The organism is Comamonas halotolerans (assembly GCF_030162935.1).
Classification (GTDB): domain Bacteria; phylum Pseudomonadota; class Gammaproteobacteria; order Burkholderiales; family Burkholderiaceae_C; genus Comamonas; species Comamonas halotolerans.
Window position 1 is genome coordinate 282,300 of record NZ_JASAUZ010000001.1, and the last position, 21,999, is coordinate 304,298.

The 21,999-nt window shown below is 55.8% G+C and carries 21 protein-coding genes; 1 reads left to right on the top strand and 20 read right to left on the bottom strand.

What is annotated here, in order from left to right; translation table 11 throughout:
• Positions 1 to 103 precede the first annotated feature (103 nt).
• Positions 104 to 1,024, top strand: a complete 921-nt coding sequence (locus tag QEP11_RS01270; RefSeq protein WP_284334751.1) for a transporter substrate-binding domain-containing protein — start codon at positions 104 to 106, stop codon at positions 1,022 to 1,024.
• An 80-nt stretch (positions 1,025 to 1,104) separates the two neighbouring features.
• Here the strand turns inward: QEP11_RS01270 and QEP11_RS01275 are convergent, their stop codons facing one another.
• From QEP11_RS01275 to QEP11_RS01370, 20 genes are all read right to left on the bottom strand, one after another.
• Positions 1,105 to 2,100 carry a branched-chain amino acid ABC transporter permease gene (locus QEP11_RS01275; RefSeq protein ID WP_284334752.1) on the bottom strand — a complete coding sequence of 332 codons (996 nt, stop codon included), beginning with the start codon at positions 2,098 to 2,100 and terminating at the stop codon, positions 1,105 to 1,107.
• Positions 2,101 to 2,114: 14 nt separating this feature from the next.
• A complete protein-coding gene (locus QEP11_RS01280) occupies positions 2,115 to 2,999 on the bottom strand; it encodes a branched-chain amino acid ABC transporter permease (protein WP_284334753.1) in 885 nt (294 codons plus the stop codon).
• 83 nt (positions 3,000 to 3,082) lie between these two features.
• On the bottom strand, positions 3,083 to 4,291 hold the full coding sequence (locus QEP11_RS01285; RefSeq protein ID WP_413788662.1) for an ABC transporter substrate-binding protein: 1,209 nt from the start codon (positions 4,289 to 4,291) through the stop codon (positions 3,083 to 3,085).
• Positions 4,292 to 4,427: 136 nt separating this feature from the next.
• Positions 4,428 to 5,627, bottom strand: coding sequence for an ABC transporter substrate-binding protein (locus QEP11_RS01290; RefSeq protein ID WP_284334754.1), 1,200 nt, complete (start codon positions 5,625 to 5,627; stop codon positions 4,428 to 4,430).
• A 45-nt stretch (positions 5,628 to 5,672) separates the two neighbouring features.
• Positions 5,673 to 6,383, bottom strand: a complete 711-nt coding sequence (locus QEP11_RS01295) for an ABC transporter ATP-binding protein (protein ID WP_284334755.1) — start codon at positions 6,381 to 6,383, stop codon at positions 5,673 to 5,675.
• A 1-nt stretch (position 6,384) separates the two neighbouring features.
• On the bottom strand, positions 6,385 to 7,155 hold the full coding sequence (locus QEP11_RS01300; protein WP_284335191.1) for an ABC transporter ATP-binding protein: 771 nt from the start codon (positions 7,153 to 7,155) through the stop codon (positions 6,385 to 6,387).
• Between the two features lie 413 nt (positions 7,156 to 7,568).
• Complete coding sequence (locus tag QEP11_RS01305) at positions 7,569 to 8,036, bottom strand: DUF1178 family protein (RefSeq protein WP_284334756.1); 468 nt, start codon at positions 8,034 to 8,036, stop codon at positions 7,569 to 7,571.
• Positions 8,037 to 8,106: 70 nt separating this feature from the next.
• On the bottom strand, positions 8,107 to 8,418 hold the full coding sequence (locus QEP11_RS01310) for a DUF2818 family protein (protein WP_284334758.1): 312 nt from the start codon (positions 8,416 to 8,418) through the stop codon (positions 8,107 to 8,109).
• 15 nt (positions 8,419 to 8,433) lie between these two features.
• Positions 8,434 to 9,927, bottom strand: coding sequence for an NADH-quinone oxidoreductase subunit NuoN (gene nuoN, locus QEP11_RS01315; protein WP_284334759.1), 1,494 nt, complete (start codon positions 9,925 to 9,927; stop codon positions 8,434 to 8,436).
• 23 nt (positions 9,928 to 9,950) lie between these two features.
• Positions 9,951 to 11,426 carry an NADH-quinone oxidoreductase subunit M gene (locus QEP11_RS01320; protein WP_284334760.1) on the bottom strand — a complete coding sequence of 492 codons (1,476 nt, stop codon included), beginning with the start codon at positions 11,424 to 11,426 and terminating at the stop codon, positions 9,951 to 9,953.
• Positions 11,427 to 11,435: 9 nt separating this feature from the next.
• Complete coding sequence (gene nuoL, locus QEP11_RS01325; protein WP_284334761.1) at positions 11,436 to 13,472, bottom strand: NADH-quinone oxidoreductase subunit L; 2,037 nt, start codon at positions 13,470 to 13,472, stop codon at positions 11,436 to 11,438.
• Positions 13,473 to 13,500: 28 nt separating this feature from the next.
• Positions 13,501 to 13,809, bottom strand: a complete 309-nt coding sequence (gene nuoK / locus QEP11_RS01330) for an NADH-quinone oxidoreductase subunit NuoK (RefSeq protein WP_042418761.1) — start codon at positions 13,807 to 13,809, stop codon at positions 13,501 to 13,503.
• Positions 13,806 to 14,480 carry an NADH-quinone oxidoreductase subunit J gene (locus QEP11_RS01335; RefSeq protein WP_284334762.1) on the bottom strand — a complete coding sequence of 225 codons (675 nt, stop codon included), beginning with the start codon at positions 14,478 to 14,480 and terminating at the stop codon, positions 13,806 to 13,808. Before QEP11_RS01335 ends, nuoK begins: the two co-directional genes overlap by 4 nt.
• Before the next feature lie 30 nt (positions 14,481 to 14,510).
• On the bottom strand, positions 14,511 to 15,020 hold the full coding sequence (gene nuoI, locus QEP11_RS01340; RefSeq protein ID WP_284334763.1) for an NADH-quinone oxidoreductase subunit NuoI: 510 nt from the start codon (positions 15,018 to 15,020) through the stop codon (positions 14,511 to 14,513).
• A gap of 11 nt (positions 15,021 to 15,031) precedes the next feature.
• The gene (gene nuoH / locus QEP11_RS01345) at positions 15,032 to 16,108 is read right to left on the bottom strand and encodes an NADH-quinone oxidoreductase subunit NuoH (RefSeq protein ID WP_284334764.1); all 1,077 of its coding nucleotides are present in this window, start codon (positions 16,106 to 16,108) and stop codon (positions 15,032 to 15,034) included.
• Entirely contained in the window at positions 16,105 to 18,225 is a 2,121-nt protein-coding gene (nuoG, locus tag QEP11_RS01350; protein ID WP_284334766.1) for an NADH-quinone oxidoreductase subunit NuoG, read from the bottom strand. The genes nuoH and nuoG overlap by 4 nt, the downstream gene beginning before the upstream one ends.
• A gap of 20 nt (positions 18,226 to 18,245) precedes the next feature.
• Positions 18,246 to 19,619, bottom strand: a complete 1,374-nt coding sequence (gene nuoF / locus QEP11_RS01355; protein ID WP_284334767.1) for an NADH-quinone oxidoreductase subunit NuoF — start codon at positions 19,617 to 19,619, stop codon at positions 18,246 to 18,248.
• On the bottom strand, positions 19,616 to 20,107 hold the full coding sequence (nuoE, locus tag QEP11_RS01360) for an NADH-quinone oxidoreductase subunit NuoE (RefSeq protein ID WP_284334769.1): 492 nt from the start codon (positions 20,105 to 20,107) through the stop codon (positions 19,616 to 19,618). Before nuoE ends, nuoF begins: the two co-directional genes overlap by 4 nt.
• Complete coding sequence (locus QEP11_RS01365) at positions 20,104 to 21,357, bottom strand: NADH-quinone oxidoreductase subunit D (RefSeq protein ID WP_284334770.1); 1,254 nt, start codon at positions 21,355 to 21,357, stop codon at positions 20,104 to 20,106. Before QEP11_RS01365 ends, nuoE begins: the two co-directional genes overlap by 4 nt.
• Positions 21,358 to 21,387: 30 nt before the next feature.
• Positions 21,388 to 21,996, bottom strand: coding sequence for an NADH-quinone oxidoreductase subunit C (locus QEP11_RS01370; RefSeq protein WP_284334771.1), 609 nt, complete (start codon positions 21,994 to 21,996; stop codon positions 21,388 to 21,390).
• Between the last annotated feature and the right edge of the window lie 3 nt (positions 21,997 to 21,999).

Here is a 21,999-nt window from a genome sequence, read left to right on the forward strand (position 1 = left end):
GCACCTGGAATTTGCATAACACGGGAATGTCTTAAGGCGGTGGGACAATTTGCAATGACAGCTGCCGCACACCGTCGACAGCGAAAGTTATTGCGAAGTTCCCATGAAGTCTGTTGTGAAGTTTTCCCTTGCCTCGGCTGCACTGACTGCAGCCGTTTTTGCTTCTGCATCGCACGCTGCGACACCCGTTACCGAATCGCCCACGCTGCAGCGCTGGCAGGCCGGAGGCACAGTGGTGCTGGGAGTGCGTGAGAGCGCTACGCCCATGTCGTACGCCTTGGGAGCCAATGAGAAATTTGTGGGCTATCACACCGAGCTGTGTGAGAAAGTCGTGCATACGATTGCGCCCAAGGCTCAGCTCAAATACATGGTGCTCACACCACAGAACACCATGCCGTTGATTCAGAACGGCACAGCAGACTTCAACTGCGCGAGCATGACCAACAGCCTCAAGCGCCAGGATCAAGTCGCCTTTGGATTGACAACCTATGTGAGCGAAGTGCGCATGGCCGTCGCCAAAGACCAAGCCATCACCAGTTTCAAGCAGTTGAACGGCAAAAAGGTAAGTGCGTTGACTGGCACCACCGCAGTGCAAATTCTGCGCCGCTTTGCTGCAGAGCATGGCATCAAGTTCCAGACCGTGATGGCCAAAGACCAATACGAAGCTTTCTTGCTGTTGGAATCAGGCCGTGTGGACGCCTTTGTGCTGGACGACAACATGCTTGCGGGCGTGATTGCACAAAGCCGCAACCCGGAGGGCTACAAGATTGTGGGCGAAGTGATTGGTGCCGAACCTATCGCCATCCAGTTCAGCAAGGCCGACCCTGCAATCAAAAAAGCCGTGGATGACGTGATCCGCCAGATGATCTCCAACGGAGAGCTGGAACGCCTGTACGCCAAGTGGTATAACCAGCCTATTCCTCCCAAGCAGATGAACTTGAACCTGCCCATGGGCGATACGCTCAGGAAGATGCTGGCCAATCCCAATGATGTGCCAGTGGAGCAATTTGACAGCATGCGCTGATCTGCCCAAGCACAACAACAATGCGCCATAAAAGAACCGCCTCTTGAGGCGGTTCTTTTATGGTTTGAATGAAACACGGGTTACAGCGATCTATTGCCTCTGCGCCGTGCAATCCAGGCAATCAGCTCCCCCATCACTCCACGGCGGAAAGCCAGCACGCACACCACAAAGATGAAGCCTGTAACGATGGTGACCGATTCACCCAAGGTGGCGAACCACTCAAAGCCTGTCAGCTTGGCCAGCCAGGACCCCAGATCACCAATCTTGTTCTCCAGAGCCACCACAATGGCCGATCCCACAATCGGGCCAGACAAAGTGCCCATGCCCCCCATCAGCGTCATCAACACCACGTGACCAGAAGCGGTCCAGTGCACGTCCGACAAAGTGGCAAAACCCAGCACCACGGTTTTGAGCGAGCCCGCCAACCCTGTCAGTGCAGCAGACAGCACAAACACCAGCAGCTTGAAACGGTTCACGTCATAGCCCAGCGAAATGGCACGAGGCTCGTTTTCCTTGATGGCTTTGAGCACCTGTCCAAACGGTGAATGCACGGTACGCACAATCACCATAAAACCTAGCACGCAGATGACAAGGGCCACGTAGTACATGGTCAGATCACTACTCAAATCAATCACTCCAAACAGCTTGCCGCGTGGCACACCCTGCAAGCCATCTTCGCCACCGGTGAACGGTGCTTGCAGCGCCACAAAGAACAGCATTTGCGCCAGCGCCAGTGTGATCATCGAGAAATAGATACCCTGGCGACGAATGGCCAGCCAACCGGCAATCAGGCCCAGCGCCGCACCGCCCAAGGTGCCCAGAATGATGCCCACCTCGGGGGTCACACTCCAGACCTTGATGGCATGGCCCGCCACGTAAGCTGCACCGCCCAAAAAGGCCGCATGGCCGAAAGACAGCAAGCCGGTATAACCCAGCAGCAGATTGAAGGCGGAAGCGAACAGTGCAAAGCACATCAGCTTCATCACAAACACAGGATACGCGCCAAGGAAAGGCGCCACGATCAGGGCCAGCAGCAACAAACCGTAGCCAAAGAATGCAAGTTTCTTGAAGTTCATGGTGTGTGCCCCTCTTATTTCTCTTTGCCGAACAAGCCGGCGGGGCGAATCAGCAAAACGATGACCATGATGACAAACACCACCGTGGAAGATGCCTCGGGATAGAACACCTTGGTCAGGCCTTCAATCACGCCCAGACCAAGACCAGTGAGGATGGAGCCCATGATGGAGCCCATGCCCCCGATCACCACCACCGCAAACACCACGATGATGAGGTTTTGCCCCATGAGAGGTGTGACCTGATAGACAGGCGCTGCCAATACACCGGCAAATGCGGCCAGCCCCACGCCGAATGCATAGGTGAGCGTCACCATGACGGGCACATTGATACCGAAGGCCTCAACCAGCCGTGGGTTTTCCGTGCCTGCACGCAGGTAGGCTCCCAAACGCGTTTTCTCAATCACATACCAGGTTGCAATGCATACCACCAGCGAGGCCACGACCACCCAGGCGCGGTAGTTGGGCAAGATCATGAAGCCCAGATTGGTTGCACCTTCCAGCAGCTCCGGCGTGTCATAGCCAAGACCCGATACCCCATAGATGGAACGAAACACCCCTTCAATCAGCAGCGACAAACCCAAAGTGAGCAACAGGCCGTAAAGATGATCGAGCTTGTAAATCCAGCGTAGCAAAAGCCGTTCAATCAGCACCCCGAAAATGCCAACCACAATGGGCGCCAGAATCAGCATGGCCCAGTAGTTGATACCAAGGTAATTCATGGCCATCCAGGTGACCATGGCCCCCAGCATGAACAATGCGCCATGCGCAAAGTTGATGACGTTGAGCAAGCCGAAAATCACAGCCAGCCCCAGGCTCAAGATCGCATAAAACGAGCCGTTGACCAGCCCCAGCAACAGCTGACTGAGCAGGCCCGGCAGTGAAACACCGAAGATTTCCATGAGAGAGACGCTTTTGTTTGGACTAGGTAGCCCTGGCGCATGTGCAAGGCACGCCCGCTGGTGGCAGGCGTGGCCATGTCACATCACTTCCAGAGTGCGCATTTGGTTTCTGCCTTGGTGGTCCAGACGGTGTCAGCAGGCAAGGTCTGCAGCACCTTCAGGTAATCCCAAGGCTTTTTGGATTCCGCAGGTGACTTGGCCTCCACAAGGTACATGTCATGCGCGTAAGTGCCGTCAGGGCGAATTGAGCCCTTGGCATAGAAGTCAGAAAGTGGCGTGCTCTTGAGATGCGCCATGACCTTGTCGGCATCTGTGCTCTTCACCGCCTCGACCGCCTTGAGGTACTGCATCACGGCAGAGTAATCCGCGGCCTGCACATCGGTAGGCATGCGCTTGGTTTTGGCAAAAAACTTGTCGGCAAATTTGCGCGACTCGTCATTCATATCCCAGTACCAACTGGTCGTGTGCAGCAAACCCGCGGTATTTTTCAGGCCCAATGAATGTATATCGGTGAGAAAGACCAGCAGCCCCGCTGTCTTCATGTTTTTGTCGATACCGAATTCCTTGGCAGCCTTGATGGAATTGATGGTGTCACCGCCAGCATTGGCCAAACCCAGAATCTGCGCCTTGGAGTTTTGTGCCTGCAACAAGAAACTGGAGAAGTCGGATGCATTCAATGGATGTTTGACACTGCCTTTGATACTGCCGCCCTTGGCTTTGATGACCGCCGTGGTGTCTGCCTCCAGTGCCTGCCCGAAAGCATAGTCCGCCGTCAGAAAGAACCACTCTTTACCACCGCGATCCACCACAGCTCCGCCTGTACCTTTGGCCAGCGCCACAGTGTCATAGGCATAGTGAATGGTGTAAGGGTTGCACTGCTCATTGGTCAGTGCCGAAGTGCCCGCGCCATTGTTGATGTGGACCCGTTTTTTCTCATTGGCCACCTGGGAAACGGCCAAGGCCGTGCCCGAGTTCGTGCCACTGAAGATCAGACTGATGCCCTGGGTATCAATCCACTCACGAGCTTTGCTCGCAGCAATATCTGCTTTGTTCTGGTGATCGGCAGACAGCAACTCAATGGGTTTACCCAACACCTTGCCGCCAAAATCATCAATCGCCATCTGCATGGCGATCACACCATTTTTACCCTCCACGTCCGCATACAGACTGGACATATCGGTGACAAAACCGATGCGTACCTTGTCTTGTGACTGTGCATGCGCCGTGGCAGCCATCAGACCTGCCACCCCCAGCATCAGGGTCAACTGGGTCAGTTTGCGTTGCTTGTACATTGCCTTGTCTCCTTGAGTGGGGGCGGCTTACGCCTTGTGAAACCAATGCCCTGAATGGGCGGCAAACACTAGATAACGCGATGAAAGGCCTGAGAGCGCAGAACACCGCTGCGCTCCCCCGATCAGAGCTTTGACATCACTTCCAAAGCGCGCACTTGCTCTCTTGCTTGGTGGTCCAGACTTGATCTGCTGGCAACTTGCTCACCACCTTGTAGTAATCCCACGCCTCTTTGGACTCGGCAGGCGACTTCACCTGCATCAGGTACATATCGTGGGCATAGCGGCCATCCGGGCGAATCACACCTTCTGCGTAGAAGTCTTTGAGCGGCGTGCTCTTGAGCACTGCCATCACCTTGTCGGCATCTGTGGTGCCCGCCTTTTCAACCGCCTTCAAATAATTCATGGTGGCGGAGTAGTTGGCGGCCTGTACATCGGTAGGCATGCGTTTGGCCTTTGCCTGGAACTTTTTGCCGAAAGCGCGTGTTTCATCGTTCAGGTTCCAGTCCCAACTGGTGGTCAGCAGCAGGCCTTCCGTGTTCTTCAGCCCCAACGAATGCACGTCCGTCAGAAACACCAGCAAACCCGCCATCTTCATGGATTTGTTGATGCCAAATTCACGCGCAGCCTTGATGGTGTTGATGGTGTCACCACCGGCGTTGGCCAGCCCCAGAATCTGCGCCTTGGAGTTTTGTGCCTGCAGCAGAAAGCTGGAGAAGTCAGAGGCATTCAGCGGGTGACGCACGCTACCCTTCACGGTTCCCCCCTTGGCCTTGATCACCTTGGTGGTGTCATTTTCCAGAGAGTGTCCAAATGCGTAATCCGCTGTCAGGAAGTACCACTCCTTACCGCCGTTATCCACCACGGCACCGCCCGTGCCTTTGGCCAGCGCCACGGTGTCATAGGTGTAATGAATCGTGTAGGGTGAGCACTGCTCATTGGTCAGCGCTGAAGCACCGGCACCGCTGTTGAAGTAGACACGTTTTTTCTCTTGAGCCACCTTGGCCAGCGCCAGAGCAACACCCGAGTTGGTACCACCGAACAACATCGTCAGGTTCTGCGTATCAATCCACTCACGGGCTTTGGTGGCAGCAATATCAGGCTTGTGCTGGTGATCTTGCGTCAGCAGCTCGATGGGCTTGCCCAGTACCTTGCCACCAAAGTCATCAATCGCCATCTGGATGGCGAGCGCACCGTTTTTGCCATCAACGTCCGCGTAGTTGCTGGACATATCGGTGATAAAACCAATCCTGACCTTATCCGGCTCCTGGGCATGCGCCAGACCAGCCACGGCCAAAGACAGAGCCAAAGCCGTCAAAGGTGTACGAAATGCTGTCATATGAGTCTCCTCGTTGTTTTGGATAAATGCGTATTGGCGGCTGGCTTAAACACCCAGCAATTCATTGAGCACAGGCATCTTGGCGTCCAGCTGTGCAGCATCAAATGTCTCCACAATGCGGCCGTGCTCCATGACATAGAAGCGATCCGCCAGCGGCGCGGCAAAGCGGAAGTTCTGCTCCACCATGACAATGGTGTAACCCTTTTGACGCAAGGTATTGATCATGCGCGCCAGTGCTTGCACGATCACCGGTGCCAGACCTTCGGAGATTTCATCAAGCAGCAACAAGCGTGCGCCGGTGCGCAAAATACGTGCTACGGCCAGCATTTGCTGCTCGCCCCCAGACAACCGAGTGCCCTGGCTATGCCGCCGCTCGGCCAGATTGGGGAACATGGCATAGATCTCCTCCACACTCATGCCTTCGTGCCCAGTTTTCAGCTGCGGCGGCAGCAACAGGTTTTCTTCACAGGAAAGACTGGAAAAAATGCCTCGCTCTTCCGGGCAGTAGCCCACGCCGAAATGGGCAATCTTGTGAGTGGGCAAATGAATGGTTTCTTGTCCATTGATCTTGACGGAGCCCTTGCGTGCGCCCGTCAAGCCCATCACTGCGCGCATGGTGGAAGTGCGGCCTGCGCCATTGCGCCCCAGCAAGGTGACAACTTCTCCTGGATGCACCACCATGTCCACGCCATGCAGCACATGAGATTCACCGTACCAGGCTTCAAGATTACGTATTTCAAGTGCCGGTGTGCTCATCTCAGTGCGCCCCCTGCAACTGGCCATCGGTGGTGCCCATATAGGCCTCCATCACCTGGGCATTGCTCGACACTTCGGCGTAGTTGCCTTCTGCCAGCACTGCGCCGCGCTGCAACACGGTAATGCGGTCTGCAATGGTCGATATCACCTTCATGTTGTGCTCGACCATCAAAATGGTGCGCCCAGCCGAGACTTTCTTGATCAGTTGCGTGACCCGGTCCACATCTTCATGGCCCATGCCTTGGGTGGGCTCATCAAGCAGCATCAACTCAGGTTCCATGGACAGCGTTGTGGCAATTTCCAGGGCCCGCTTGCGGCCATAAGGCAGGTTCACCGTGATCTCATCAGCCATGTCCGCCAACCCCACTTCATCGAGCAGCTCCAAAGCGCGGGCATTGAGCTGATTCAGGGTTTTTTCGCTTTTCCAGAAATGAAATGCTGTGCCCAGCTGGCGCTGCAATCCCACGCGCACGTTCTCCAGCAGACTCAGGTGCGGGAACACTGCCGAAATCTGGAATGAACGAATCACACCGCGACGTGCAATTTGCGCAGGTGCTTCGCGTGTGATGTCATGACCATTGAAACGAATTTCACCTGAAGTGGGCTCCAGGAATTTGGTGAGCAAGTTAAAGCATGTGGTCTTGCCTGCACCATTGGGGCCAATCAGCGCATGGATGCTGCCGCGTTGCACCGACAGGTTCACTTTACTGACTGCAGTGAACCCTCTGAACTCTTTGGTGAGATTGGTGGTTTGAAGAATGACGTCACTCATGCGCGCAGGCTGCTCCGTGTTGGAGGTGCTGCGCCCGGCGGTTTTTGACCACTTTTCACGCATGCACCGTATCGAATGTTGCGGTGCATCGTATGTGTGAGGTTTCTGTCTTCGCACTAGGAGTTATGCCTAAGATTTACAACCTAGGCACTTACCCTATTCATGCAAAAAATGGGGAAAATTTCTTTAAGCTCAATGAATAAAATAAAAGCAAGCACTCACACGCAAAAACCAATGCCTGTCGCCCAAGTGCCATTTCGGCGGCTTTTTGTCAGCTTGGGCTGTGCAGCCACGGAAGGTCGCTGCTGAAATCAACTCGCCAAAAGAGGTGCAGCCCATAGCTGCCAGGATCTTGCAGTCATGGCTGATGAACACGAAGCTGAAGCACCAGTTTCAAAGACTCGCAAGCCACTTTACTGGAGCGTTTCCTTACTGATTTTCGGCAAAGCCAACGGAAGTACGGGCACTCCCTCCTCCAGCAATTCCATGGTTTGCTCAGGAGTTGCCTGCCCTCGAATGGGCCGTTCCGGCTGCTCGCCTTTATGCATGCGCAATGCCTCATCCGCAAATTTGTCACCAACGTCTTCGGTCTTTTCCGCAATCTTTCGTGATGCCTCAAGCCAGGCGGCTTGCAAAGCATGCAGCTTTGCGTGAGTTTGCATGGCTGGATTCGGCCCGGTGGAGACAGCCGGTGCTGACTTGTCTTGCGGCTGAGCCCCCAGATTCAGACGCGGAGCACTCAACCCTTTGCGAAGATCTGTACTGCCACACATTGGACACTCGACCAGACCGCGCTCAAGCTGGCTGCGGAAATCTGCTTCCGAGCCAAACCAACCTTCAAACACATGGTCTTGAGGACAGTGCAGATCAAACACCTTCATGACGGAGACGAAACAAAGTGACTATGAAAAAAGCAGAGCCTAGGCTCTGCTTTACAGGAATGTGCTGAGTTTAGCGCTTGCGCCTTTGCGCGAGGTAACGCCATACAAAGCCCGGAAAGGCCAATGTCAAAAACAGCGTTGCGGTAACGGCATAGAACTCCCAGCCCTGAGGGTAGATCTGCCCCGTGCGGCGCTCCAGCAGCAAAGCCAGAAGCCCGACCACAAAGTACATCAGCACCAACTCAGCCAAGCGCCCCCACATGGGCTTCTTGTTCGATGCCGCAATGGGGCCAGCAATGAGCCAGCGTTCGTTCATAAAAGGCAAATTGGCGGCCACCAGGGCCGCCAAGATTACCAACCAAATAGAAGCAGTTTGAGTCACGCTTCACATTATGGGTCAGGATGCCAGGGCTCGGACGATGGCATCCGCACACAGGGACATCAAACCACCAGGAACAATGCCCAAGATCAAAACCAGGGCACCATTAACGGTCAGCACAGCACGCACATCCCAAGGCGCAGAGACGGATGTCGCGGTCAAAGGCTTGTCAAAGTACATGACCTTGACTACACGCAAGTAGTAGAAGGCGCCAATCAAGGACATGATCACAGCAAACACAGCCAGACCGATGTAGAAGCTTTCACCCGAAGCCACCAGCGCCTGCAGCACCGAAAGCTTGGCATAAAAACCCACCAGCGGAGGAATACCAGCCATGGAGAACAGGCAGGCAGCCATGATGCCTGCGTACAGCGGACTGCGCTGGTTCAGGCCAGCCAGATCGGAGATCTCTTCGCTCTCGAAACCTTCACGCGACAACAGCAGAATCACACCAAAAGTCGCCAGCGTGGTCAGCACATAGGTCACCACGTAGAACATAGAGGAGCTGTATGCGTTGGCAGCGCGAGTGGGATCAATTTCCGAGCCAATCACGCCCGACAGCAGACCCAGCAGCACAAAGCCCATTTGCGAGATGGTGGAGTACGCCAACATACGCTTGAGGTTGGTTTGCGCAATCGCAGCCAGGTTACCAATCAGCAGCGAGGCGATCGCCAGCACGGCCAGCATTTGCTGCCAGTCGAACGCCAAAGGCAGCATGCCGTCCACCAGCAGGCGAATCACAATCGCAAAAGCCGCCAGCTTGGGTGCACCACCGATCAAAGCAGTGATGGCCGTGGGTGCACCGTGGTACACGTCTGGTACCCACATGTGGAAAGGCGCAACACCCAGCTTGAATGCTAGACCCGCCACCACGAACACCAGACCGAACACCAGCACCTGGTGCTTGAGTTCACCCGAACTGATGGCCTTGAACACTTCACCGATGTCCAGCGATCCGGTCGCGCCATACACCATGGACAGGCCATACAGCAGGAAGCCCGATGCCATGGAACCCAGCACAAAGTACTTCATGGCGGCTTCGGTTGCCACCGTGTGATCTCGGCGCAATGCAACCAGCGCATAGCTGGCCAGCGTCAGCAGCTCCAGACCCAGATAGATCAGCAGCAGGTTGTTAGCGCTGATCATGATGAACATGCCCAGCAATGCAAACGTCGACAAGGTGAACAGTTCACCGCCACGCAGCATGTCGCGGTCTCCCGCGTAAGGACGGGCATACACCAAGGTAACCATCATGGCCACGGTGGCAAAGAACTTGAGCCAGTTGCCCATGGCGTCAGAGACCACCATATTGCCCCAGCCATAGAAGGTGTTGCCGCTGAGCGCATAGTTGGCCTGCATGATGGCCACCACGGCCAGCGTCAGCATGGTCAGCACATACGTGCCTGTGCGGCGGGGGCTTTTCACGCCCAGATCCACCAGAGTAATCACGCACCCCATGACGAAGAGCACGATCTCAGGGTAGATCGAAAGCCAGCTGATGTTGTCAATCATCTCAATCTCTCAGTTCAGTCTGGTCAAGGAAGTTTGGATTGGGCAACGTGCTTGAGCAGCTCAGCCACCGAAGGATCCATCACATCCGTGAAGGGCTTGGGATACAGGCCCATGTACAGGACCGCAATTGCCAGAATCGACAGCACCAGGAACTCACGGCAGCCAATGTCTTGCAGATTCTTGACGTTGTCATTGCCTACAGGACCCAGGTATACACGCTTGTACATCCACAGGGTGTAGGCTGCGCCGAAGATCAGCGCAGTGGCAGCCAGCAAGCCCACCCAGAAGTTGAATTGCACGGCGCCCAGAATCACCATCCATTCGCCGACAAAACCTGCGGTTGCAGGCAGGCCGCAGTTGGCCATGGCAAACAGCAGCGCAAATGCAGCAAACTTGGGCATGGTGTTGACCACACCACCGTAAGCAGCAATTTCACGCGAGTGAACTCGGTCATACAGCACACCGATACACAGGAACATTGCGCCCGATACAAAGCCGTGGGCAATCATCTGCACGATACCGCCAGAAACACCAATGTCGTTGAAGATGAAGAAGCCCAGCGTCACAAAACCCATGTGTGCCACGGACGAGTAAGCCACCAGCTTCTTCATGTCCTTTTGCACCAGCGCCACCATACCCACGTAAACCACGGCGATCAGGGACAGGGCAATCATCAGCCACGCCCATTCGCGCGATGCGTCTGGAGCAATGGGCAGCGAGAAGCGCAGGAAACCATAGGCACCCAGCTTCAACATGATGGCAGCCAGCACGGCAGAACCACCAGTAGGCGCTTCCACGTGCACGTCAGGCAACCAAGTGTGCACGGGGAACATGGGCACCTTCACTGCAAACGCAGCGAAGAAGGCAAAGAACACCAGGGTCTGTGGCAGCGAACCCAAAGGCAGTTTGTGCCATGTCTGGATGTCGAAGCTGCCGCCCGAGACGTTGTACAAATAGATGATGGCCACCAGGGTGAGCAAGGAGCCCAGCAAGGTGTACAGAAAGAACTTGAACGCGGCGTAGATCTTGTTCGGGCCACCCCAGATACCAATGATGAGGTACATGGGGATCAGTGTGGCTTCAAAGAACACGTAGAACAGCAGGCCATCCAGCGCCGAGAACACACCAATCATCAGACCGGACAACACCAGGAATGCGCCCATGTACTGGTTCACACGCTCAGTGATGCTTTCCCACGAAGCCAGCACCACGATCACCGTGATGAAAGCCGTCAGCGGCACAAACCAGAACGACAGACCGTCCAGGCCCAGGTGGTAGTGGATGTTGAAACGTTCAATCCACAACAGCTTTTCAACGAACTGCATGTCCGCTGAAGAGGTATCAAAGCCGGTGTACAGCGGCAGTGTCACCAGCAGACCCACGATGGAGCCAATCAGTGCCACCCAGCGTACACCGCGTGCACAACTGTCTTTACCGAAGGCCAGCAGCAGGACACCAAAGACGATAGGTGTCCAAATGGCAAGACTCAACAAACCCATTTTTCTTCCTTACTTGTTGAGCCACACGAAGTAGGTCATGAGCAAGAAGATGCCCAAAATCATGACCAACGCGTAGTGGTAGATGTAACCAGACTGGAACCAGCGGACCACCGAAGCGATCTTGCCCACAATCTTCCAAGAGCCGTTCACCAGTGCGCCATCGATGACAGCCTGGTCGCCAGCCTTCCAGAACACGGTACCGAAAACACGCGCGCCACGGGCAAAGATGTTTTCGTAGACCCAGTCCACACCGTACTTGCCTTCCAGCACTTGGTACAGGCCGACCTTCTTGCTGAACGCCATGATGGCGGCAGGAATCTCAGGCTTGACCATGTAGAAGACATAAGACACCACCACACCTGCCAGCGCCAGCCAGAAAGGTGCCGTCTGGAAACCGTGCAGTGCCATGGGCAGCCAGCCGTGAATCTTCTCGGCCAGCTCCGTCATAGCAGGGTGCTTGGCGTGGTCAACAAAGATCACACCGTCAAAGAAGCTACCAAACAGCATGGGCATCAGCGCAATGGCACCAATCACCACCGAAGGAATAGCCAGCAACACCAGAGGCGCTGTCACCACCCAAGGCGACTCGTGCGGCTTGGCATCGTGACCATGGCCGTGATCGTCATGACCATGATGATCGTCGTGGTGGGCATCAGGATTCTGGTCGTAACGCTCTTTACCATGGAACACGATGAAGTACAGACGGAACGAATAGAACGCCGTGATGAAGACCCCCGCCAGAACTGCAAAGTTGGCAAAGCCGGAAGCAGGCAGGTTCGAAGCGTGTACCGCCTCGATGATGGCGTCCTTGGAGTAAAAACCGGAGAAGAACGGCGTACCGATTAGCGCCAGATTACCCAGCAGGAAGGTGATCCAGGTAATGGGCATGTACTTGCGCACGCCACCCATCCAGCGGATGTCCTGGTTGTGGTGCATGCCCATGATGACGGAGCCAGCTCCAAGGAACAGCAGCGCCTTGAAGAAAGCGTGTGTCATCAGGTGGAAGGTCGCCACCGAGTAAGCCGAAACACCCAGAGCGATGGTCATATACCCCAGCTGCGAGAGCGTGGAGTACGCAATCACGCGCTTGATGTCGTTCTGGATGATGCCCAGGATACCCATGAACAGTGCGGTGATGGAGCCGATCACCAAGATGAAGTTCAGCGCCACATCCGACAACTCATACAGCGGCGACATGCGCGACACCATGAAGATACCGGCCGTCACCATGGTCGCCGCGTGAATCAGCGCCGAGATGGGCGTAGGACCTTCCATGGAGTCTGGCAGCCACGCGTGCAGCGGGAACTGCGCCGACTTGCCCATGGCACCGATGAACAGACAGATGGCCGTCACCGTCACCAAAGACCAGTCCGTACCGGGCAAGGTCAGGGTGGCAAACTCAGGCAACTTGGCAAAAATTTCGCTGTAGTTCAATGTGCCGGTGTAGGCGGCAATCAGACCAATGCCCAAGATGAAGCCAAAGTCGCCCACGCGGTTGACCAGGAAAGCCTTCATGTTGGCGAAGATGGCGGTTGGCTTCTTGTAATAGAAACCGATCAGCAGATATGACACCAGACCCACAGCTTCCCAGCCGAAGAACAGCTGCAGCAGGTTGTTGGCCATCACCAGCATCAGCATGGAGAAGGTGAACAGCGAGATGTAAGAGAAGAAACGGTTATAGCCGTCATCTTCTTCCATATAGCCCATGGTGTAGATGTGCACCATCAGGGACACAAAGGTCACCACGCACATCATCATGGCGGTGATGGAATCGATCAGGAAGCCGATCTCCATCTTCAGATTGCCTACGGTCATCCACTCATAGATCGTGGCATTGAAGGTGGCACCTTCAAACACCACGGCCTTGAATGTCAGAGCCGACAAAATGAAAGAGATCAGCACGCCCAAGATGGTCAGCGAATGGCTCACGCCACGACCGAACTTGTTGCCACCAAAAGCGGTGCCGAATATGCCTGCCAGAACAGAGCCCGCCAGCGGAGCCAGCGGTACTGCCAGGAGCATGGATGCAGAAAGTGTTTGACTCATTCTTCAGAACCTTGCAAATACCGGCGACTCAACCCTTGAGGGTGTCGAGATCTTCCGCATTGATACTGGACTTGTTACGGAACAGCAGCACCAGGATGGCCAGGCCAATCGCAGATTCCGCAGCCGCAACCGTCAGGATGAAGAACACAAACACTTGGCCATGCATGTCTCCCAGGTAATGAGAGAAGGCCACAAAGTTGGTGTTGACGGCCAGCAGCATCAGCTCAATGCACATCAGCAAGACGATCAGATTCTTTCGGTTCAGAAAGATACCGATCACCGAGATGGCAAACAGCATCGCCCCCAGCGTCAAAAAGTGCCCTAATGTGAGCGTCATTTTTTCTCCTCCACAGCGGTCTCACCCTCTGGTGCCACGGGTGGGACAGGCGCCTTGGTGGCTTCCATCTTCACCAGGCTCACACGGTCCTGTGCACGCACGCGCACCTGGATCGCAGGGTTGATCGCTTTATTGGTGTCCTTGCGCTGGCGCAATGTCAGGGCAATAGCTGTGATCATTGCTACCAGCAACAGCACGGCGGCAATCTCCACAGGGTACAAGTAATCGGTGTACAGCAGGCGACCCAAAGCCTGAGTATTGGAGTACGGCAGCACTTCACCTTGTTTGTTGAGCAGTTCAGCAACCGGCTTGGCTTCGTCCACGGTGCCAAAGCCCGCCATCAGCACCAAAGCCATTTCCAATGCCACAACAGCACCCACAAAGGCAGCTACAGGGAAGTGCTTCCAGAAGCCTTGTCGTACGCGATCAATGCGGATATCCAGCATCATCACCACGAACATAAACAGCACCATCACCGCGCCCAGGTACACCACCACCAGGGCGATGCCCAGGAACTCCGCCTTGAGCATCAGCCAGATGGCTGCAGCCTGCGAGAACGCAAGGATCAGGTTCAGCACCGCGTGCACGGGGTTACGCGATGTGATGACTCGGAAGGCTGCAAACAGCATCACCGCCGAGAAGAGATAGAAGAAACCAGTTTTGGCATCCATGATTCGAGTCTTTCAGGATCAGGAGCCGCTTTAGCGGTACTTGGCATCGGCTGCCTTGGCAGCAGCGATGTCGGCTTCATAACGATCACCCACAGCCAGCAACATGTCCTTGGTGAAGTACAGGTCGCCACGCTTTTCGCCGTGGTATTCCAGGATTTGCGTTTCCACAATCGAGTCGACGGGGCAACTTTCTTCGCAGAAACCACAGAAGATGCACTTGGTCAGGTCGATGTCGTAACGTGTGGTACGGCGTGAGCCATCATCCCGCACGTCCGACTCAATCGTGATCGCCATGGCAGGGCACACGGCCTCGCACAGCTTGCAAGCAATGCAACGCTCTTCGCCATTTTCATAACGGCGCAGCGCGTGCAAACCACGGAAGCGTGGTGACAAAGGAGTCTTTTCTTCAGGGAACTGAATCGTGACGCGTGGCGAAAAAGCCTTGCGCCCGGTCAGAGCCATGCCCTTGAACAATTCCCAGAGCATGAAGCTCTTGAAGAAATCCTTGATAGAGAAAGGTGTAGCAGCAACAGCAGCCATGGTGTCCCCGCTTAATTCCAAATATTCCAAGGCGAGTGCAACCATGCACCCACAATGACCAGCCACACCAGGGTGACAGGGATGAAGATCTTCCAGCCCAGACGCATGATCTGGTCATAGCGGAAGCGCGGGAATGTGGCACGAATCCAGATGAAGCAGCTCACCACAAAAGCAGTCTTGGCAGCCAGCCAGATCCAGCCAGGAATGAACGACAGCGCTTCCACCGGAGGCAGCCACCCGCCCAAGAACATGGTCACGGCCAGGATGGACACGAGCCACATGCTGGCGTATTCGGCCAGGAAGAAAATCGCGAAGCCCATGCCCGAGTACTCGACCATGTGACCTGCCACGATTTCCGACTCACCTTCCACCACGTCAAAGGGTGCGCGGTTGGTTTCAGCCACGCCAGAAATCAGGTAAACGAAGAAGATAGGCAGCAAAGGCAACCAGTTCCACGACAGGAAGCTCAGACCCATATCCGCAAATTGGCCTTGACCCTGGCTGAGCACAATCTGCGTCAGATTCATGCTGCCGGTCACCATGATCACGACCAAGAAGCAAAAGCCCATGGCAATTTCATAGCTGATCATCTGTGCCGAGGCGCGCAAAGCACCAAGGAAGGCATATTTGGAGTTGGAAGCCCAGCCCGCAATGATCACGCCATACACTTCGATCGAAGTGATCGCCATGACCAACAAGATGCCTGCATTCACGTTGGCCAACGCCACTTCAGGCCCAAACGGCACTGCCACCCACGCGGCCAGCGCAGGCATGATGGCCATCACCGGCCCCACATAGAACAGGCCTTTGGCAGCCACTGTGGGCATGATCAACTCTTTGGTCAGCAGCTTCAAGCCGTCAGCCATAGGTTGCAGCAAGCCCCATGGACCCACACGGTTGGGACCGGGTCGGACCTGGATCCAGCCCAGGAACTTGCGCTCCCACAGTGTCAGGTAGGCCACGGCAATCATCAGCGGGGCCACGATGGCGATGATGCCCAGCAGGATCCAGATCACGGGCCAGGCCGCATCGGTCCACCAGGTCGCATCGATCAGGCCAGCGCCTGCAATCTTGAGTTCGTCAATCATGCGGCACCTCCCACTTGTGCCTGGCGCGCATCAGCTGTCAGTTGCAGCGATGTCGCGCGGCGGACAATGCTGTCCAATTGATAGATGCTTGCGACCGCGGGCTCTGCGAAGGCGCCAGCTTGTACCTGAGCCGCTGCCTGGGTGGCATTGCTCAATGCCTGGGCTGGCACTTCAGCCGTACCCGCACCCACCGCAGTTGCCAGCACATCTTGCGAGGACTCGTAATCCACGCCTTGCACACCCAGCAAATTGGCCAGCACGCGCAGCACCTTCCAGGCAGGACGGGTCTCGCCCAGCGGCTTGACCACAGCGTGGAAGCTTTGCACACGGCCTTCGGCATTCACAAACGTGCCCGAGGTTTCCGTAAAAGGCGCGATAGGCAGCAGAACATCGCTGATTTCCAGATTGGCCTTGAATGGACTCAAGGTGACCACCATCTCGGACTTGTTCAGCCCTTGCAATGCTTGCTGACCAGCGGCTGTATCGAACGCGGGCTCATTGTTCAGCAAAATCGCTGCCTTCAAACCACCGTTGATCATCTGTGCAGCATTCAATCCATTGGACTGAGGCTGTGCCTTGACCCACTGTGCACCCACGGTGTTCGCAGCTTCGGTCAGATAGCCCACAGTTGCACCCGTTTGCGCAGCAATCCAGTTGGCCAGTGCCAGCAGTTCGGCTGCTTGTGCATGGTGCGCTGCAGCATTGCCCAGCAGCACGGCCTTGCGCTCACCAGCAATCAGCGCCTGCGCGATGGCATCGGCTTCCACATTAGCCTGGGCAGCCACAGGCGCTTGCACGCCCTTGGCTTGCGCCACAGAGGCAGCAATGTCCGCCAGTGCCTGCACCCAGTCCTGCGCTGCCACGACGGAAGCGTTGACAGGCATGGCCCAGTCATAAACCTTGGCATTCAGTGCAAAGACCTGTGCCCCCTTCTTGGCCGCCTGGCGAATACGCTGTGCGAACAAGGGATGATCCTTGCGCAGGTTGGAGCCAACCACCAAGGCAGCTTGCAATTCGGACAAAGAGGCAATCGATGTACCCAGCCAACGCACGCCTTCAGCCGCGTTGAATTGGGCATGGCGCAAGCGCCAGTCGATATTGTCACTGCCAATGCCACGCAGCAGTTGCCCTGTCAGGAACAACTCCTCCAGCGTGCTATGCGGGCTGACCAGAGCACCAATGCTTTGTGCGCCGTGCTGATCCTTGATCTGCTTGAGACCATTGGCCACGTATTCCAAAGCGGTTTGCCAGTCAACTGTCTTCCACTCCCCGCCCTGCTTGATCATGGGCTGGGTCAGACGTTCGTCACTGTTCAGCGCTTCATAGGAGAAGCGGTCACGGTCGGCGATCCAGCACTCGTTGACGGCTTCATTCTCAAAAGGCACGACGCGCATCACCTTGTGGTTCTTGACCTGCACAATCAGGTTGGAACCTGTGGAGTCGTGCGGTGCGACTGACTTGCGACGTGACAGCTCCCAGGTACGTGCGCTGTAACGGAAAGGCTTGCTGGTCAACGCACCCACAGGGCACAAATCAATCATGTTGCCAGACAGCTCGGAGTCGACAGTATCCCCAATCACGGTCGTGATCTCGGAATGCTCGCCGCGGTTGACCATACCCAGTTCCATCACGCCCGCCACTTCCTGGCCAAAGCGCACGCAACGGGTGCAATGGATGCAGCGACTCATCTCCTCCATGGAGATGAGCGGACCGACATCTTTGTGAGGCACTACACGCTTTTCTTCGTCGTAGCGCGAACCGGTGCCGCCATATCCCACTGCCAGGTCTTGCAACTGGCATTCACCGCCCTGGTCGCAGATAGGGCAATCCAGGGGGTGGTTAATCAGCAAGAACTCCATCACCGACTGCTGGGCCTTGATGGCCTTCTCGCTCTTGGTGCGAACAATCATGCCTTGTGTCACTGGCGTGGCACAGGCAGGCAGTGGTTTGGGTGCTTTTTCCACTTCCACCAGGCACATGCGGCAGTTGGCGGCAATGGAAAGTTTCTTGTGGTAGCAGAAGTGCGGAATGTAGGTTCCGGCCTTCTCGGCCGCATGCATGACCATGCTGCCAGGAGCGACCTCTACCTTTTTGCCGTCTAGTTCAATTTCAACCATATGTCTCTCGCCTCTCGCGATCAGGCAACCGTGGAGCCCGATTTCGCAGCCGCGGCAATCTTGGCTTCAAATTCGTGGCGGAAATGCTTGATCATGGCGCGCACGGGCATGGCTGCCGCGTCGCCCAGCGCACAGATGGTGCGCCCCATAATGTTGACGGACACAGAGTCCAGCAACTCGATGTCTTCAGGACGGCCTTCGCCTTCTTGAATACGCTTGACCACACGCCACAACCAGCCGGTACCCTCCCGGCAAGGCGTGCATTGACCGCAGGACTCGTGGGAGTAAAAGTACGACAGTCGCAACAGGCTTTCAACCATGTCACGTGAATCATCCATCACGATCACGGCCCCCGAACCCAGCATGGAGCCAGCCTTGGAGATGGAGTCATAATCCATCGTGCATTCCATGATGATGTCCGCGGGCAGCACAGGCGAGGAGGAGCCCCCAGGAATTACCGCCTTGAGCTTGCGGCCAGTGCGTACGCCGCCAGCCAGCTCCAGCAATTTGCTGAATGGTGTGCCCATGGGCACTTCGTAGTTGCCCGGCAGATTAACATCACCGCTGACCGAGAAAATCTTGGTACCACCGTTGTTAGGCTTGCCGCATGCCAGATAGGCTGCACCACCATTGCGGATGATCCAGGGCACTGCTGCGAATGTCTCGGTGTTGTTGATGGTTGTTGGCTTGCCATACAGACCGAAGCTGGCTGGGAATGGCGGTTTGAAGCGCGGCTGCCCCTTCTTGCCTTCCAGCGATTCCAGCAACGCGGTTTCCTCGCCGCAGATATAGGCACCAAAACCATGGTGAGCATGCAGCTGGAAGCTGAATTCACTACCCAAGATGTTGTCACCCAGATAGCCTGCAGCACGGGCTTCTTCCAAGGCTGCTTCAAAGCGCTCGTAGGCTTGGAAAATTTCGCCATGGATGTAGTTGTAGCCCACGCTGATGCCCATCGCGAAAGCGGCAATCGCCATGCCTTCAATCACGATATGCGGGTTGTGCATCAGGATTTCACGGTCCTTGCAGGTACCAGGCTCGCCCTCATCGGAGTTGCAAACCAGATACTTCTGGCCCGGAAACTGACGAGGCATGAAGCTCCACTTCAAGCCAGTGGGGAAACCTGCACCACCACGGCCGCGCAGACCGGATTCCTTGAGACTGGCAATGACTTCGTCCTGTGTAAGGCCGTTGCCACCATCTTTACCCAGCAACTTCTTCAGCGCCTGGTAGCCGCCACGCGCTTCATAGTCCTTGATGGACCAGTTGCTGCCGTTCAGACCTGCGTAAATTTGCGGCTCAATATGGCGATCATGAAAGCAGGTTTCATTGCCCGACGAAACAAACTTGGCCAACACATCGTTGACCGCAGCGTTGTTCAAGATGGTGCTCATGCCTTGCCCTCCGCCGCGCGCAGGCCATCCACCAGCTCATCGAGCTTTTCATTGCTCATGAAGCTGCACATGCAGCGGTCATTGACCAGCATCACTGGAGAATCGGCGCACGCACCCAGACATTCAGACTGCTGCAAGGTGAACATACCGTCTGGCGTTGTCTCACCCATCTTGATGCCCAGCTTGGCTTCCAAATGGTGCAGAGCCTTGTAACCGTCACGCAGCTGGCAAGGCAGGTTGGTGCAAACGTTCAGCTTGTATTTGCCAACCGGCTTTTGATTGTACATGTTGTAGAACGTTGTGACTTCATGCACAGCGATCTGGGGCATGTCCAGCACCTCGGCGATCACCGCCTCGCTCTCGGGGCTCACCCAGCCCAGCTCTTGCTGCGCAATGGCCAAACATGCCATCACTGCAGACTGCTTCTGGTCAGCGGGGTACTTGGCCACTTCACGCGCAAAACGCGCTTTGGTCGCTTCAGTAATCATCGGTCAATCTCTCCGAACACGATATCCATGGTGCCGATCACCGCCACCACGTCAGACAGCATGTGGCCACTGACCACTTCGTCCATCATCGCCAAATGGGCGAACCCGGGTGCACGAATCTTCAAGCGATATGGCTTGTTGGCACCATCGCTCACCATGTAAATACCAAACTCACCCTTGGGGTGCTCCACCGCCGCATAGGTTTCACCTTCGGGCACGCGGAAGCCTTCGGTAAACAGCTTGAAGTGGTGGATCAACGACTCCATGTTGGACTTCATGTCCTCACGCGCGGGAGGTGCCACCTTGTGATTTTCTGTAATCACCGGACCTGGGTTGGCACGCAACCACTTGATACATTGTTTGATCAGGTGGTTGGACTGGCGCATTTCTGCGACACGCACCAGATAACGGTCATAGCAATCGCCAACCTTGCCAACAGGCACATCAAAGTCCAGTTCGCTGTAGACCTCATAGGGCTGCTTTTTGCGCAGATCCCAAGCGATGCCGGAGCCACGCAACATCGGGCCTGTAAAGCCCATGTTCAATGCACGCTCAGGCGTGACCACTCCGATGCCCACCATACGCTGCTTCCAGATGCGGTTGTCGGTGAGCAGATGCTCGTACTCGTCCACGCACTTGGGGAAACGGTTGGTGAAGTCTTCAATGAAGTCCAGCAGCGAGCCTTGACGGTTGGCATTGAGTTTTTCAATACCCTTGGCATTGCGCACCTTATTGGCCTTGAACTGGGGCATGCTGTCCGGCAGATCACGGTACACGCCACCTGGGCGGAAGTACGCTGCGTGCATGCGTGCGCCAGAGACAGCCTCATACATGTCGAACAGATCTTCACGCTCACGGAAGGTCCACATCAGCACGGTAGAGGCTCCGCAGTCCATGCCGTTGGAGCCCAGCCACATCAGGTGATTCAGCAAACGGGTGATTTCGCTGAACATCACGCGGATGTACTGAGCGCGCTTGGGCACTTCAATGCCCAGCAATTTTTCAATGGCCAAGCAGTAAGCGTGCTCGTTGCACATCATGGACACATAGTCCAGTCGGTCCATATAAGGCAGCGACTGGATATAGGTCTTGTGCTCAGCCAGCTTTTCAGTGGCACGGTGCAACAACCCCACGTGCGGGTCGGCACGTTGCACCACTTCACCGTCCAGCTCCAACACCAAACGCAGCACACCGTGCGCTGCCGGGTGCTGAGGACCAAAGTTGATGGAATAGTTTTTGATTTCAGCCATGTTCTTCAACCAACAAGCGCCAAGCGCCTGTTAGTGCAGTCCTCCGTAGTTTTCTTCACGGATGATGCGAGGCGTAATCTCACGCGGCTCAATCGTGACAGGTTGGTAGACCACACGGCGTTGCTCCGTGTCATAGGTCATTTCAACGTGGCCGGACAGCGGGAAATCCTTGCGGAAGGGGTGACCAATGAAGCCGTAGTCGGTCAAGATCCGGCGCAAGTCTGTGTGACCTTCAAAAATAATGCCGAACAGGTCAAAAGCTTCGCGTTCGAACCAATTGGCACTGCTCCACAGCTCGCACACGGATGCCACCACAGGGAAGTCATCATCCGGGCACGACACGCGCACGCGGACACGCTGATTCAAACTCACCGACAGCAGCTGCGAGACCACAACAAAACGTGCACCATCACGGCCAACTTCCTGGTACGTGGAGTAATCCACGCCACACAGATCAATCAACTGTTCAAACTGGCAACCTGGGGTGTCGCGCAGCTTGCGCATAACTTCCAGATAGTTAGGTGCAGCAACCTCAACGATTACCTCACCGAGCTTGACGGCGACGCTGCGCGCTTGGTCTCCCAATGCAGCAGCCACCAGATCCCGAAGCGCTTCGGGCTGAATTGCAAATGCGGACATCCT

Excerpts from the sequence above, each read along its gene's own strand:
- QEP11_RS01270 (WP_284334751.1), top strand. The coding sequence starts at position 104 with ATGAAGTCTGTTGTGAAGTTTTCCCTTGCCTCGGCTGCACTGACTGCA.
- QEP11_RS01275 (WP_284334752.1), bottom strand. The coding sequence starts at position 2,100 with ATGAACTTCAAGAAACTTGCATTCTTTGGCTACGGTTTGTTGCTGCTG.
- QEP11_RS01280 (WP_284334753.1), bottom strand. The coding sequence starts at position 2,999 with ATGGAAATCTTCGGTGTTTCACTGCCGGGCCTGCTCAGTCAGCTGTTG.
- QEP11_RS01285 (WP_413788662.1), bottom strand. The coding sequence starts at position 4,291 with ATGTACAAGCAACGCAAACTGACCCAGTTGACCCTGATGCTGGGGGTG.
- QEP11_RS01290 (WP_284334754.1), bottom strand. The coding sequence starts at position 5,627 with ATGACAGCATTTCGTACACCTTTGACGGCTTTGGCTCTGTCTTTGGCC.
- QEP11_RS01295 (WP_284334755.1), bottom strand. The coding sequence starts at position 6,383 with ATGAGCACACCGGCACTTGAAATACGTAATCTTGAAGCCTGGTACGGT.
- QEP11_RS01300 (WP_284335191.1), bottom strand. The coding sequence starts at position 7,155 with ATGAGTGACGTCATTCTTCAAACCACCAATCTCACCAAAGAGTTCAGA.
- QEP11_RS01305 (WP_284334756.1), bottom strand. The coding sequence starts at position 8,036 with ATGAAGGTGTTTGATCTGCACTGTCCTCAAGACCATGTGTTTGAAGGT.
- nuoN (WP_284334759.1), bottom strand. The coding sequence starts at position 9,927 with ATGATTGACAACATCAGCTGGCTTTCGATCTACCCTGAGATCGTGCTC.
- QEP11_RS01320 (WP_284334760.1), bottom strand. The coding sequence starts at position 11,426 with ATGGGTTTGTTGAGTCTTGCCATTTGGACACCTATCGTCTTTGGTGTC.
- nuoL (WP_284334761.1), bottom strand. The coding sequence starts at position 13,472 with ATGAGTCAAACACTTTCTGCATCCATGCTCCTGGCAGTACCGCTGGCT.
- nuoK (WP_042418761.1), bottom strand. The coding sequence starts at position 13,809 with ATGACGCTCACATTAGGGCACTTTTTGACGCTGGGGGCGATGCTGTTT.
- QEP11_RS01335 (WP_284334762.1), bottom strand. The coding sequence starts at position 14,480 with ATGGATGCCAAAACTGGTTTCTTCTATCTCTTCTCGGCGGTGATGCTG.
- nuoI (WP_284334763.1), bottom strand. The coding sequence starts at position 15,020 with ATGGCTGCTGTTGCTGCTACACCTTTCTCTATCAAGGATTTCTTCAAG.
- nuoH (WP_284334764.1), bottom strand. The coding sequence starts at position 16,108 with ATGATTGACGAACTCAAGATTGCAGGCGCTGGCCTGATCGATGCGACC.
- nuoG (WP_284334766.1), bottom strand. The coding sequence starts at position 18,225 with ATGGTTGAAATTGAACTAGACGGCAAAAAGGTAGAGGTCGCTCCTGGC.
- nuoF (WP_284334767.1), bottom strand. The coding sequence starts at position 19,619 with ATGAGCACCATCTTGAACAACGCTGCGGTCAACGATGTGTTGGCCAAG.
- nuoE (WP_284334769.1), bottom strand. The coding sequence starts at position 20,107 with ATGATTACTGAAGCGACCAAAGCGCGTTTTGCGCGTGAAGTGGCCAAG.
- QEP11_RS01365 (WP_284334770.1), bottom strand. The coding sequence starts at position 21,357 with ATGGCTGAAATCAAAAACTATTCCATCAACTTTGGTCCTCAGCACCCG.
- QEP11_RS01370 (WP_284334771.1), bottom strand. The coding sequence starts at position 21,996 with ATGTCCGCATTTGCAATTCAGCCCGAAGCGCTTCGGGATCTGGTGGCT.